The sequence below is a fragment of the Carnobacterium divergens genome, assembly GCF_900258435.1.
In the GTDB taxonomy this organism is placed as follows: Bacteria; Bacillota; Bacilli; order Lactobacillales; family Carnobacteriaceae; genus Carnobacterium; species Carnobacterium divergens_A.
Genome location: NZ_LT992558.1, coordinates 526,858 through 541,041 on the forward strand (window position 1 = coordinate 526,858; position 14,184 = coordinate 541,041).

Sequence of the window (14,184 nt, forward strand, 5' to 3'; positions counted from 1 at the left end):
ATTAACTGAGATAGTAGGGTATCTTTTAGTATAGTTTTATTTTTTGAGGTTTTAAATAAGAATTAGTAATTTAAATTTATCGATTACTTAAAAAGAAGAGGGGTTACTTTTTAAGTTTGATTTTAACTTTAGTATTGTCTGTAAATTGTGCTTGTAATTGGAATTGTTTGTAATCTGAACCCGCATTTAATTTTTTAACAACGTGTTTTTCAATGTCTGATTGACTAGCAGAATTCAAATCGATACCAGTTAAAACAGCTTTTACTTTTTCTTCAGCTTTAGCGCCTTGGAAGTTTTCGTTTGTTAAGCCATTTTTGTATTGAGCTTTAATAGTTCCGTTAGAATTTACTTGATATTGTAATTGGATATCGCCTTTTTTATAATCAAGTTCGATTTGCAATTGACGGATATCTGAAGTTTGTTCAGCACTTTCTTCTTCACCAGCGTTTGATGAATCACCGGGTTTTTCAGTTTCTGGAGCTTCAACTTCTGGAACGGATTCATGAGATTGAACGCCTAATTCAGCTTTAGGGAAATTGTTTTTGATAACAATTACTTTAAAGTCTAAGTTCGCAACATTTGCAACTTTTTGTAAAAGAGCAAGTGATTGGCTAGCGTTTAATTTAACACGGTTTGCAATTAAAGTAGCTTCAGAAGCTTCATAACCAGCTTTTTCCCAAACTTTAGCATCTGTCAACGCTTTTTGGATAGCAGCAGCATTTTTAGTTGTTAGTTCAAGTCCAGTTAATTCTTTAATTTCAGCTTTCGTGAATAAAGTGATTGATTTGTACGCATTCGATTCAATTACAGTGCCTAATGGAGTTGATGTTTCTGGAACTTCAACTTCAGGTGTTTCTGTTCCTGGGTTACTTACTTCAGGTTTTTCAGTTTCTGGAGCAGATACGTAATTTTGAACGCCGATTTCAGCTTTTGGATAGTAGTTATTTTTTACAAGAGTCACTTTAAATTGTAAATTAGAAGTGTTTGCCATTTTCTTTAAAAGGTTTAAAGATTGGTTGTAGCTTAATTTAACACGGTTTGCAATCAAAGTAGCTTCAGAAGTTTCGTAACCCGCTTCTTCCCAAACAGCTACTTCAGATAAAGCTTTTTGGATAGCAGGTGCATTTTTAACAGTTACATTAAGACCTGTTAATGATTTGATTTCAGCTTTGCTAAATAATGTCACCGATTTGTATTGATTTGACTCAAGAACTGTTTCTGCGTGAGCTTTTGGGCTAACGGCTAACGTTGACATTGCGCCAACTGATAAAACTAGACCTGCAATTAATGTTGATTTTGTTAATTTGTTCATAATGTAGAACCTCCTAAGTTTTTTTCTACTATTTTTTGATTACTAGTTAATGAATAGTAGCTGACGTCAGTATACGAAGAAAAATTTAAAAATACAACCGTTTTGTTTTTTTAAAATTTCTCGAATTTGAGTAATAAATTGTAAAAAATTGATTTAACTGCTTTTGCGGAACTATTTATAGGTCAAAAAGTTTATAATATAGTTGGATTATTCATTTTTTTGGAAGGATTTAGTTGAAAAGTAGGAAGTTTTGCAAAAAAAGTGTAGAATATAGAAGAGATGAATGAACAACTGGTTCAGAGAGGAATTTAAAATGGCAGATCATTATTATACAAACAAACCCAAAACCGAATCGAAAGAGAGTGCTTGGACTTATCAATTAAAAGGCTTTGATTTTAAATTTGTTACCGATTTAGGAGTGTTTTCAAAAAAAACAGTGGATTTCGGCTCGCGCTTATTAATAGAAACAATTGATTTAAAGGATGTAGTCAGTGGTGATGTGTTAGATGTGGGTTGTGGATACGGTCCGATGGGCTTATCTTTTGCTAAAGCAGATCCAGATCGTCACGTTGAAATGGTTGACGTAAACGAGCGAGCGCTAGGACTAGCAAAACAAAATGCTTCGAATAATCGTATTTCAAATGTTTTAATTCACCCGTCAGATGTCTATGAACAAGTTGAGGGAAAAGAATTTGCACTGATTGTAAGCAATCCCCCGATTCGTGCAGGTAAAACAGTCGTTCATACCATTTTGACTGAGGCGTATTCATACTTGAAAAAAGATGGAAAGCTAGTTATTGTAATTCAAAAGAAACAAGGGGCACCAAGTGGAATGAAAAAAATGGAAGAAACCTTTGGAAATGCTGAAGTTATCGCTAAAGATAAAGGTTATTGGATTATCCAAAGCATTAAGAAAGACTAAATAAAAACGTCAAAAGAAAAGTGTTTGTTTTTCTTTTGATGTTTTTTTATTTTCTAGAAAAATGTTATTAAATCATTTCCATTCATTTTTACATAGTGTATACTAAAAAAATATACTGAATTAAGAAGGGGATTAGATAAGATGGAAGTAATTAAGTTAATAGGTATTTTGATTATTCTAGTTGGCTTTATTTTTAAGTTTGACACAATTGCTGTGGTATTGGTAGCAGCATTAGCAACAGCATTAGTTTCAGGGATTTCAATTCCAGATTTTTTAACGATGTTAGGAGAAGCGTTTGTTTCCAATCGTTTAGTTACGTTATTTTTACTAACATTACCTATGATCGGTTTATCTGAACGTTTTGGTTTACGTCAGCAAGCGGTTGTATTAATTGAAAAAATGAATGGGTTAACGCCAGGGCGTTTTTTAACAATCTATATGATTATTCGTGAATTAGCAGGTTTCTTTTCAATTCGTGTACAAGGCCATACACAATTCATTCGTCCAATCGTCAATCCGATGGCACAAGCTGCAGCATTGACTAAATATGGTGAAATTACGCCAGAAGATGAAGACAAAATCAAAGCAAAAGCAGCCGCGACCGAAAACTTTGGGAATTTCTTTGCTCAAAATACGTTTATTGCAGCTGCGGGAGTATTATTGATTGAAGCCACAATGAATTCCTTAGGTTATAAAGCAACAGCGGTAGCGATTGCACAAGCATCCATTCCAATCGCGTTGATTATGTTGTTATTAGTTGCAACTTCAAATGTTTTATTTGATAAAAAAATGGCTAAAAAATATGGCATGGAAAAAGTTGAAGAAATTAAAAGCAAAGGAGGACGTTCTTAATGGAAAGTTTAATCAATAATTTATTGGAGTTCTTCTATATTTTAATCGGTTTGTTGTTAATGACAACAGCTGCACGTGTATTTATGGATCAAACACATCCAACGAGAATAGGAACGTCTTTATTTTGGATGTTACTAGGAATTGTTTTTGCTTTTGGAAACTTTATTCCGTTTATGATTGATGGCATCATTATTTTAGTGATGGGTATTTTGACGTTGTTTAAACAAGTTCAAATCGGCAAATTAGCTGAATTAAATGAAGCAGAATCAGAAGCTGCTTCTAAAAGAATTGGTGCATGGATTTTTCTACCATGTATCTTACTAGCCGCTTTGGCAGTTGGAATTGCTCAACTAACACCATTAGGTGGTCAAGTTGGGATTGGGTTAGCTTCAATTGGTTCGTTACTTGTTGTTATTTTCATTACGAAAGCAAAACCTAAAACTGTCTTAGACGATTCAGATCGTATGATTCAACAAGTTGGAACAACCGGGATTTTACCTCAATTACTAGCTGCTTTAGGTGTGATTTTCACACAAGCTGGTGTTGGGACAGTGATTTCGAATGGTATCTCAACAGTAGTTCCAGAAGGGAACCGCTTAGCAGGTGTTATTGCCTATTGTCTAGGAATGGTTATTTTCACAATGATTATGGGAAATGGATTTGCAGCCTTTACAGTTATTACTGCTGGAATCGGTGTTCCTTTTGTGATGATGCAAGGAGCTGACCCAGTTGTGGCTGGAGCGCTTGCAATGACGGCAGGTTTTTGTGGAACGCTACTAACACCAATGGCAGCGAACTTCAATGCGTTGCCAGCAGCCTTATTAGAAATGAAAGATACAAACGGTGTTATCCGAGCGCAAGCGCCGTTAGCGATTTTAATGATTTTAATTCACATCGTCTTAATGTATTTCTGGGCGTTTTAAAAAATAAATTTTAAGGATAGAAAGGAAGTAAAGTATATGAAAATTTTAGTTACAGGATTCGATCCATTTGGTGGAGAACCAATTAACCCTGCTTTAGAAGCTGTTAAAGGATTAGCGGATACAATCAGTGGTGCAGAAATCATCAAGTTAGAAATTCCAACAGTATTTGGCAAATCGGCTGAAGTTGTAAAAGCCGCAATGGAAAAACATCATCCAGATGTTGTGTTAAACATCGGTCAAGCAGGCGGTCGTTTTGCAATTTCGCCAGAACGAGTAGCGATTAATATTGACGATGCGAGAATTCCAGATAACGAAGGCAATCAACCTGTTGATATCGCAATTCAAGAAGACGGAGCACCTGCCTACTTTACACAACTACCTATCAAAGCGATGGTGACTCAAATGAAAGCAGCAGGAATTCCTGCTAACGTGTCAAATACAGCAGGTACATTCGTCTGCAATCACATTATGTATCAAGTTCACTATTTGATTGAAAAGGAATATCCAGCAGTTAAAGGCGGATTTATTCATGTTCCTTATATTCCAGAGCAAGTCATTGAAAAAGCAGGTCAACCATTTATGAGTCTAACAGATATGACTAAAGGACTGACAGCAGCAATCGAAGCCATTGTTTTATATGATGGCAAAGAAGATTTAAAAGCTGTTGGAGGTGCCATTCATTAATGAAAGAAGCAGTACCCCGCCCCTTATTCACCTATGGTAGTTTGATGGAAAATCTTTTTAACTACGACTTGTATTTAGCTGGGAAAGTAACTGGCCCCCCTAAAAAAGCACGTATAAAAGGAGAACTCTATCATTTAGATTCTAAAGGCTATCCAGCATTGTTGCCAGGTGACGACTGGGTATATGGTGAAATTTTTGAGCTGAAAGAATTCTCAAAAGAAATCCTTCCGTTAGATAAAATGGAAAACTACTATGGAAAAGGCGCAAACAACAACGAATACGAACGTCAACTCGTTGAAGTAGAAGTTTTTAATGAAGCTACAGAAAAGTATGACCTTAAAGAAACGGTTTATTGTTATCTATATGTACCGGATCATGATAAAACCTTTGCGACTCAAAGCACCTACTTACCAAATGGGAATTGGCGTGTCTATTATCATCAAATTGCAGGTTAATCAAACACAGAGGGGCTCTTTCCCTCTGTGTTTTTATATATATCAGATGAGGTTTTAAAAATCTTGACAAGTGAGTCAATCAGTTATATAATGACTAAATGCGAATACTGTAGTCAGTAGCATAGAATTCACCCTGAAATATTGTCCAGAGTGAGTTTTTAAAGGGAAAACAAAAGAAATTGTGAATTTTATTAAAGAAAATGTCACGAATCTTTTGGTTTTTTTTTGCCAAAAAATGAAAAAAAAGCTAGTTTGTTACTTATATTTAACAAAAGTAACGAAAATGTAATATTCATTTTAAAGCTTGCTACGGTTGCATTAAATATGTTTTGAGGGGTGAATAGGTTGGCAGGCCACTTAGTAAATTACGGAAAACACCGTACACGAAGAAGTTTTGCACGAATCAGCGAGGTTTTAGAGTTACCAAACTTAATTGAAATCCAAACTGATTCATACCAATGGTTCCTAGATGAAGGATTGCGTGAAATGTTTAAAGATATCTCACCAATTGAAGACTTTGCAGGAAACCTATCATTAGAATTTATTGATTATCAATTACACAACCCAAAATACACAGTTGAAGAAGCGAGAAGCCATGATGCCAATTACTCAGCTCCGCTTCACGTGAAATTACGTTTAATCAACAAAGAAACTGGTGAAGTAAAAGACCAAGAAGTATTCTTTGGCGATTTCCCATTAATGACTGAAATGGGTACCTTTATTATCAACGGAGCAGAGCGTGTTATTGTATCACAATTAGTTCGTTCACCAGGGGTTTACTTCCATGGTAAAGTTGATAAAAATGGCAAACAAGGTTTTGGTTCTACCGTTATCCCTAACCGTGGAGCATGGTTAGAATATGAAACAGATGCAAAAGATCTTTCTTATGTAAGAATCGACCGCACACGTAAAATTCCACTTTCAGTATTAGTTCGTGCTTTAGGATTTGGATCAGATGATCAAATCTTAGAAATTTTTGGCGATAATGAAAGTCTACGTTTAACGTTAGAAAAAGATTTACACAAAAATTCTAGCGATTCTCGTACAGAGGAAGCCTTGAAAGATGTTTACGAACGTCTACGTCCAGGTGAGCCTAAAACTGCTGACAGCTCAAGAAGCTTGCTAAATGCTCGTTTCTTCGACCCAAAACGTTACGATTTAGCGAACGTTGGTCGTTACAAAGTCAACAAAAAGCTAAACCTTAAAACCCGTCTATTTAACCAAACTCTTGCTGAAACATTAGTTGATCCTGAAACTGGTGAAATTTTAGCAGAAAAAGGAACGTTCTTAGATCGTCCAATGATTGATAAACTGACACCATTCTTAGACGCAGGTCTAAACAGTGTGACTTTATATCCAACAGATGATGGTGTTGTACCAGAACCTGTAACGATTCAAGTAGTTCAAGTAATTTCACCAAAAGATGGCGAACGTGTTGTTAATGTGATTGGAAACGGCAACGTTTCAACTGACATCAAAAACATTACGCCAGCTGATATCTTAGCTTCAATGAGCTATTTCTTCAACTTACAAGAAAATATCGGCAACGTAGACGACATTGACCATTTAGGGAACCGTCGTATCCGTTCTGTTGGAGAATTATTACAAAATCAATTCCGTATTGGTTTGTCACGTATGGAACGTGTTGTTCGTGAACGTATGTCGATTCAAGATGTTGCAACCGTAACACCGCAACAATTAATCAACATTCGCCCTGTTGTAGCAGCAATCAAAGAATTCTTTGGTTCTTCTCAATTGTCACAGTTTATGGATCAAACAAATCCACTAGGTGAGTTGACTCACAAACGTCGTCTATCTGCCTTAGGGCCTGGTGGTTTGACAAGAGACCGTGCCGGATATGAAGTTCGAGATGTACATTATTCCCATTATGGTCGTATGTGTCCTATCGAAACACCTGAGGGTCCAAATATCGGGTTGATTAATAGTCTATCAAGTTATGCAAAAATTAATAAATTTGGTTTCATCGAAACACCATACCGTCGTGTGGATCGTGAAACTGGTAAAGTAACAAAACACATTGATTATTTAACAGCAGACGAGGAAGATCACTACGTTGTTGCCCAAGCAAACTCAGTATTGCTTGAAGATGGTAGCTTTGAAAGTGACATCGTGATGGCTCGTTTCATCAGTGAAAACTTAGAAGTTCCAATTAGCCGTGTCGATTACATGGACGTTTCACCAAAACAAGTAGTTGCTGTTGCGACAGCATGTATTCCGTTTTTGGAAAACGATGATAGTAACCGTGCGTTAATGGGAGCCAACATGCAACGTCAAGCTGTGCCGTTGATTCATCCACAAGCTCCACTAGTTGGAACGGGGATGGAATACAAATCAGCACACGATTCAGGAGCTGCATTAATTTGTAAAAATCCTGGTGTCGTTGAATATGTAGATGCTAAAGAAGTTCGTGTTCGTCAAGATAACGGCGCTTTAGACAAATACTCAATCACAAAATTCCGTCGTTCAAACTCTGGTACATGTTACAACCAACGTCCAATCGTTTCTAAAGGCGACCGTGTGGATGCTAGTGAAATCCTAGCTGATGGTTCTTCAATGGAAAACGGTGAGATGGCATTAGGACAAAACGTTTTAGTGGCCTTCATGACTTGGGAAGGGTACAACTATGAGGATGCGATTATCATGAGTGAACGTCTAGTGAAAGATGATGTTTACACTTCTGTCCATATTGAAGAATATGAATCAGAAGCTCGTGATACAAAACTTGGACCTGAAGAAATCACTCGTGAAATTCCAAATGTCGGAGAAGACGCATTAAAAGACTTAGACGAATTCGGAATTATCCGTATTGGGGCTGAAGTTCATGATGGCGATTTATTAGTTGGTAAAGTAACTCCTAAAGGGGTAACCGAATTATCTGCTGAAGAACGTCTATTACATGCGATTTTTGGTGAAAAAGCTCGTGAAGTTCGCGATACATCATTGAAAGTTCCACATGGTGGTGGCGGAATCGTTCACGACGTTAAAATCTTTACACGTGAAGCAGGAGACGAATTATCACCTGGTGTGAATATGTTAGTACGCGTTTATATCGTACAAAAACGTAAAATCAACGAAGGCGATAAAATGGCTGGACGTCACGGAAATAAAGGGGTCGTTTCTCGCATTATGCCAGAAGAAGACATGCCTTTCTTACCAGACGGCACCCCTGTTGATATCATGTTGAACCCTCTTGGGGTACCATCACGTATGAATATCGGACAAGTTCTTGAATTACACATCGGAATGGCCGCTCGTCAACTAGGAATCCATATTGCGACTCCTGTATTTGATGGAGCAAGCGAGGAAGATGTTTGGGAAACTGTACAAGAAGCAGGAATGGCAAATGATGCTAAAACTGTTTTATATGATGGACGTAGTGGTGAACCATTTGATAACCGCGTTTCAGTTGGTGTGATGTATATGATTAAATTAGCCCACATGGTTGATGATAAATTACACGCTCGTTCAACTGGACCTTACTCATTAGTGACACAACAACCACTTGGAGGTAAAGCTCAATTTGGTGGACAACGTTTTGGAGAGATGGAAGTTTGGGCACTTGAAGCGTATGGGGCAGCTTATACACTACAAGAAATCTTAACGTACAAATCAGATGACGTTGTTGGACGTGTGAAAACGTATGAAGCAATCGTTAAAGGTGAAAAAATTCCAAGACCAGGTGTTCCAGAATCATTCCGCGTATTAGTAAAAGAGTTACAAGCTTTAGGATTAGATATGAAAGTTCTAGATGCAAATGACGATGAAATCGAATTACGTGATTTAGATGATGATGACGATATCGTAAACATTGATGCACTTAGTAAATATGCAGAAGAACAAGAAAAAATTCGTGCAGATGCTCGTGAAAAAGAACGTTTAGAGCAAGAAGGCGCAGAATAATAGAAGTATCCTATTGAGACATCTAAAGTCGAATGCAGATTTGACTTTAGATGATCCCTCAATAGCAAATCGAGCAGGTAGGGCAGCTCAACCAATAATTAAAGGGAGGTAGGCCCCTTGATAGACGTTAATAATTTTGAAAACATGCAAATCGGTTTAGCATCTCCAGACAAGATTCGTAGTTGGTCTTATGGAGAAGTGAAAAAACCTGAAACCATTAACTACCGTACACTAAAACCAGAACGCGATGGCTTGTTCTGTGAACGCATTTTTGGCCCATCAAAAGACTGGGAATGTGCTTGTGGTAAGTACAAACGTATTCGCTATAAAGGAATTGTTTGTGATCGTTGTGGAGTTGAAGTAACAAGATCAAAAGTTCGTCGTGAACGTATGGGTCACATCGAATTAGCAGCACCTGTTTCACACATTTGGTATTTCAAAGGAATTCCAAGTAGAATGGGTCTTGTCTTAGATATGAGCCCACGTGCTCTTGAAGAAATCATTTATTTTGCTTCGTATGTTGTTACCGATGCAGGGGACACCTCTTTAGAACGCAAACAATTGTTAACTGAAAGAGAATATCGTGATAAACGTGAACAATACGGTCAAAACTTCCAAGCAGCAATGGGAGCAGAAGCAATTAAACAATTGCTAGACGATGTTCAATTAGAAAAAGAAGTGGCTGAATTAAAAGAAGAGTTGAAATCTGCTCAAGGGCAAAAAAGAACTCGTGCCATTCGCCGTTTAGATATTTTAGAAGCATTCCGTCATTCAGGAAATGAACCTAGTTGGATGGTTATGGACGTTGTTCCAATCATTCCTCCAGATTTACGCCCAATGGTTCAATTAGAAGGTGGACGTTTTGCAACGAGTGATTTAAATGACTTATACCGTCGTGTAATCAACCGTAACAACCGTCTAAAACGCTTGTTGGACTTAAATGCACCGAATATTATCGTGCAAAATGAAAAACGTATGCTTCAAGAAGCTGTTGATGCATTGATTGATAATGGTCGTCGTGGCCGTCCAGTTACTGGACCAGGTAACCGTCCATTGAAATCACTGTCACATATGCTTAAAGGGAAACAAGGTCGTTTCCGTCAAAACTTACTAGGAAAACGTGTCGATTATTCTGGTCGTTCCGTTATCGTAGTAGGTCCAAACTTGAAAATGTACCAATGTGGACTTCCAAAAGAAATGGCTATTGAACTATTCAAACCATTTGTAATGAAAGAACTAGTTGCACGTGATCTTGCAAGCAACATCAAAAATGCGAAACGTAAAATTGATCGTCAAGATGAAGGTATCTGGGATGTACTAGAAGACGTTATTCGTGAACATCCAGTATTGCTAAACCGAGCACCTACTCTTCATAGATTAGGAATCCAAGCCTTTGAACCAACTCTAGTTGAAGGGCGCGCAATTCGTCTTCACCCATTAGTATGTGAAGCCTACAATGCCGATTTCGATGGAGACCAAATGGCGGTTCACGTTCCACTTAGTGATGAAGCGCAAGCTGAAGCTCGTATGTTGATGCTAGCTGCCCAAAATATCTTAAATCCAAAAGATGGTAAACCAGTTGTAACTCCTTCACAAGATATGGTATTAGGTAACTACTACCTAACAATGGAAGAAGAACAACGCGAAGGCGAAGGGATGGTCTTTAAAGACTTAACCGAAGCGTTGATTGCCTATCAAAACGGATACGTTCATTTACATTCAAGAATTGGTGTTCAAACAACGTCCTTAAAAGACAAACCATTTACTGAATGGCAAAAAGAACGTACATTGATTACGACAGTAGGGAAATTACTTTTCAATGAAATCATGCCTGTAGAATTCCCTTACTTGAATGAACCAACTACTGAAAACTTAGAAGTTGCTATTTCAGATCGTTTCTTTGTAGAGCCAGGAACAGATATCCCAGCTCATATTAAAAAACAAGAAATCAATTTACCATTTAAAAAGAAAAATCTTGGAAATATCATTGCCGAAGTCTTCAAAAGATTCCATATCACTGAAACTTCTAAAATGTTAGATAGAATGAAAGACTTAGGTTACAAACATTCTACACGTGCTGGTATTACAGTAGGTATCGCTGATATCGTAGTACTACATGAAAAACAAGAAATTTTAGATGAAGCTCATAAACAAGTTGATAACGTAACAAAACAATTCCGTCGTGGTTTAATCACTGACGAGGAACGTTACGAACGCGTTATTGGCATTTGGAATTCAGCTAAAGACCGTATCCAAATTAAGTTAATGGAAAGTTTAGATGCGAAAAACCCAATCTTCATGATGAGTGACTCTGGAGCCCGTGGGAATATTTCCAACTTTACTCAGCTTGCTGGTATGCGTGGACTTATGGCCGCTCCTAATGGACAAATCATGGAATTGCCAATCACATCAAACTTCCGTGAAGGGTTAACCGTCTTAGAAATGTTTATCTCAACCCATGGAGCTCGTAAAGGTATGACCGATACAGCCCTTAAGACTGCCGATTCAGGTTACTTGACTCGTCGTCTAGTTGACGTAGCACAAGATGTTATCATTCGTGAAACAGACTGTGGTACTGATCGTGGCTTAGATATTTCAGCAATCAAAGAAGGAAACGAAGTCATTGAACCTCTTGAAGAGCGTTTACTTGGTCGTTACACTCGTAAAACTATTTTCCATCCAGAAAATGGTTCAGTTATCATGAAAGAAAACGAGATCATCACTGAAGATCTTGCAAAAGAAATCATGGACGCTGGAATCGAAGAAGTATCAATCCGTTCAGTATTTACATGTAACACGAAACATGGTGTATGTAAACATTGTTACGGTCGTAACCTTGCAACAGGTTCAGAAGTTGAAGTTGGGGAAGCAGTTGGTACAATTGCCGCTCAATCAATCGGAGAACCAGGTACCCAATTAACAATGCGTACTTTCCATACAGGTGGGGTTGCCGGAGACGATATTACTCAAGGTTTACCTCGTATCCAAGAGATTTTTGAAGCTCGTAATCCTAAAGGGCAAGCGGTTATCACTGAAGTTACTGGTGAAATCATTGCCATTTCAGAAAATGCTGCTGAACGCACTAAAGAAGTGACAATTAAAGGAACAACGGATACTCGTAGCTATCCAGTACCTTATACCGCTCGCTTGAAAGTTGCAGAAGGCGACACGATTCATCGTGGAGAAGCACTTACTGAAGGATCAATTGATCCAAAACAACTATTACGTGTTCGTGATGTATTATCTGTTGAAAATTACCTATTACGTGAAGTTCAAAAAACTTACCGTATGCAAGGGGTAGAAATCGGCGATAAACATATCGAAGTAATGGTTCGTCAAATGTTACGTAAAGTCCGCGTTATGGACCCAGGTTCAACAGAGATTTTACCAGGAACATTGATGGACATCAGCGAATTTACAGACAAAAACTACGAAACAATTATGGCAGGAAATGTACCAGCAACTGGTCGTCCTGTACTACTTGGAATCACAAAAGCTTCTCTTGAAACGAACAGTTTCTTATCAGCTGCATCCTTCCAAGAAACAACTCGTGTGTTAACAGATGCTGCAATTCGTGGAAAACGTGATCCGTTACTTGGTCTTAAAGAAAATGTTATCATTGGTAAGATCATTCCTGCAGGTACCGGTATGGCTAAATACCGTAACATGGAACCAAAAGGAATTGGTGTTGTGAGTGAAAATGTTTACAGTATCAACGATACAATTGAACCGAAAACAGATTTCTAAATCCATTCAAACTCCCAACTATTTAAGCAATTAAATAGTTGGGAGTTTTTTTGAAATAATTTTACATTAATAAAGGGTTATAATTGGAAAACTAAAAAAAGGAGGACTACAATAGACATGAGGAGTCAAAATGGTTTAAAAGATTGTTTGGTCTTAAATTAGTTATCAAACAAGGGAGCGGTAGACATGTTAGAAAAGCAATTTTTCAAAAAAGTATTACGACATTCTTTTTCTATTCCTGTTAAAGTGAATTTTTGGGACGGAACAACAGAAGTGTACGGGGTGGGGGAACCGAAAACAACTATTACATTTCACGAAAGTATTCCCGCAAAAGATATTCTTAGCAATGCTTCCATTGCATTAGGGGAAGCATACATGGATCAGAAAATTGAAGTAGAAGGTTCATTAGAAGCGTTAATCGCATCAGCTTATGAAAACGCAGAAAGTTTTATGAGGAAAAAAGATTTTCGCCAATACCTGCCTAAAATGTCTCATACAGAACAAAAAAGCAAACAAGATGTTCAAATGCATTACGATTTAGGAAACAATTTTTACAAGTTATGGTTAGATGAAACCATGACCTATTCATGTGCTTATTTCAAGAATTCTCAAGACACATTAGCAATTGCGCAACAAAATAAAGTAGAGCATATTTTAAATAAACTCGATTTAAAAAAACATGACACCTTATTGGACATCGGCTGTGGCTGGGGAACGCTAATTCTAACAGCTGCTCAAAAGTACAATGTCAAAGCAACAGGAATCACATTAAGCAAAGAACAGTACGACTATATCAATAATAAAATTAAAGAACAGCATTTAGAAAATCTTGTAACGGTAAAATTAGAAGATTACCGTGAATTGAAACATGAAAAATTTGATCATATTACAAGTGTGGGCATGGTCGAACATGTTGGACCGGAGAATTTAAGTATTTATTTTAAAGACATAGAAGCGTTACTGGTACCAAAAGGAACAGCTCTGATTCATGGGATTTCAAGGCAACAAGGAGGTGCGACAAACGGTTGGTTGAACAAATACATTTTTCCTGGTGGCTACGTTCCGGGGGTTGCTGAAATGGTCCGTCACATTACCGAAAATAAGCTACAAATTATTGACTTGGAAAGTCTGCGGCGCCATTATCAAAAAACAACAGAAATATGGGACGAAAACTTTAACAATCAATTGACAGAAATTCGCAAACTAAAAGATGAACGATTCATCCGTATGTGGGACCTCTATTTGCAAGCCTGTGCAGCTTCCTTTAAATCAGGGAATATTGATTTAATTCAATACCTCGTAACAAAAGGAAGCACGAATGATTTGCCAATGACTCGAGCATATATGTATGAATAATGAATGGCGAAA

The 14,184-nt window shown here is 37.4% G+C and carries 9 protein-coding genes; 8 read left to right on the forward strand and 1 reads right to left on the reverse strand.

The window, feature by feature from the left end:
• Positions 1–103: 103 nt before the first annotated feature.
• A complete protein-coding gene (locus CDIMF43_RS02980; RefSeq protein ID WP_109841156.1) occupies positions 104–1,312 on the reverse strand; it encodes a YusW family protein in 1,209 nt (402 codons plus the stop codon).
• A 313-nt stretch (positions 1,313–1,625) separates the two neighbouring features.
• Between CDIMF43_RS02980 and CDIMF43_RS02985 the strand changes: the two genes are divergently transcribed.
• The 8 genes from CDIMF43_RS02985 to CDIMF43_RS03020 all read left to right on the forward strand — a co-directional run bounded on the left by CDIMF43_RS02985 (position 1,626) and on the right by CDIMF43_RS03020 (position 14,172).
• On the forward strand, positions 1,626–2,234 hold the full coding sequence (locus CDIMF43_RS02985) for a class I SAM-dependent methyltransferase (protein WP_074402160.1): 609 nt from the start codon (positions 1,626–1,628) through the stop codon (positions 2,232–2,234).
• Between the two features lie 141 nt (positions 2,235–2,375).
• The gene (locus CDIMF43_RS02990; RefSeq protein ID WP_074402161.1) at positions 2,376–3,086 is read left to right on the forward strand and encodes a DUF969 domain-containing protein; all 711 of its coding nucleotides are present in this window, start codon (positions 2,376–2,378) and stop codon (positions 3,084–3,086) included.
• Positions 3,086–4,009, forward strand: a complete 924-nt coding sequence (locus CDIMF43_RS02995; protein WP_074402162.1) for a DUF979 domain-containing protein — start codon at positions 3,086–3,088, stop codon at positions 4,007–4,009. Before CDIMF43_RS02990 ends, CDIMF43_RS02995 begins: the two co-directional genes overlap by 1 nt.
• Positions 4,010–4,045: 36 nt before the next feature.
• A complete protein-coding gene (gene pcp, locus CDIMF43_RS03000) occupies positions 4,046–4,693 on the forward strand; it encodes a pyroglutamyl-peptidase I (protein WP_109841157.1) in 648 nt (215 codons plus the stop codon).
• On the forward strand, positions 4,693–5,148 hold the full coding sequence (locus tag CDIMF43_RS03005) for a gamma-glutamylcyclotransferase family protein (protein ID WP_074402164.1): 456 nt from the start codon (positions 4,693–4,695) through the stop codon (positions 5,146–5,148). The genes pcp and CDIMF43_RS03005 overlap by 1 nt, the downstream gene beginning before the upstream one ends.
• A 336-nt stretch (positions 5,149–5,484) precedes the next feature.
• Complete coding sequence (rpoB, locus tag CDIMF43_RS03010; RefSeq protein WP_109841158.1) at positions 5,485–9,069, forward strand: DNA-directed RNA polymerase subunit beta; 3,585 nt, start codon at positions 5,485–5,487, stop codon at positions 9,067–9,069.
• Positions 9,070–9,213: 144 nt separating this feature from the next.
• Positions 9,214–12,816: a DNA-directed RNA polymerase subunit beta' gene (gene rpoC, locus CDIMF43_RS03015; protein WP_174222335.1), complete on the forward strand. Its 3,603-nt coding sequence runs from the start codon at positions 9,214–9,216 to the stop codon at positions 12,814–12,816.
• 186 nt (positions 12,817–13,002) lie between these two features.
• Positions 13,003–14,172 carry an SAM-dependent methyltransferase gene (locus tag CDIMF43_RS03020; RefSeq protein WP_074402166.1) on the forward strand — a complete coding sequence of 390 codons (1,170 nt, stop codon included), beginning with the start codon at positions 13,003–13,005 and terminating at the stop codon, positions 14,170–14,172.
• Positions 14,173–14,184 lie beyond the last annotated feature (12 nt).

What these genes read in the sequence shown, in the direction of transcription:
- CDIMF43_RS02980 (WP_109841156.1), bottom strand. Translation starts at nt 1,312, where the DNA reads ATGAACAAATTAACAAAATCAACATTAATTGCAGGTCTAGTTTTATCA.
- rpoC (WP_174222335.1), top strand. Translation starts at nt 9,214, where the DNA reads ATGCAAATCGGTTTAGCATCTCCAGACAAGATTCGTAGTTGGTCTTAT.
- pcp (WP_109841157.1), top strand. Translation starts at nt 4,046, where the DNA reads ATGAAAATTTTAGTTACAGGATTCGATCCATTTGGTGGAGAACCAATT.
- CDIMF43_RS02995 (WP_074402162.1), top strand. Translation starts at nt 3,086, where the DNA reads ATGGAAAGTTTAATCAATAATTTATTGGAGTTCTTCTATATTTTAATC.
- CDIMF43_RS02985 (WP_074402160.1), top strand. Translation starts at nt 1,626, where the DNA reads ATGGCAGATCATTATTATACAAACAAACCCAAAACCGAATCGAAAGAG.
- CDIMF43_RS02990 (WP_074402161.1), top strand. Translation starts at nt 2,376, where the DNA reads ATGGAAGTAATTAAGTTAATAGGTATTTTGATTATTCTAGTTGGCTTT.
- CDIMF43_RS03005 (WP_074402164.1), top strand. Translation starts at nt 4,693, where the DNA reads ATGAAAGAAGCAGTACCCCGCCCCTTATTCACCTATGGTAGTTTGATG.
- CDIMF43_RS03020 (WP_074402166.1), top strand. Translation starts at nt 13,003, where the DNA reads ATGTTAGAAAAGCAATTTTTCAAAAAAGTATTACGACATTCTTTTTCT.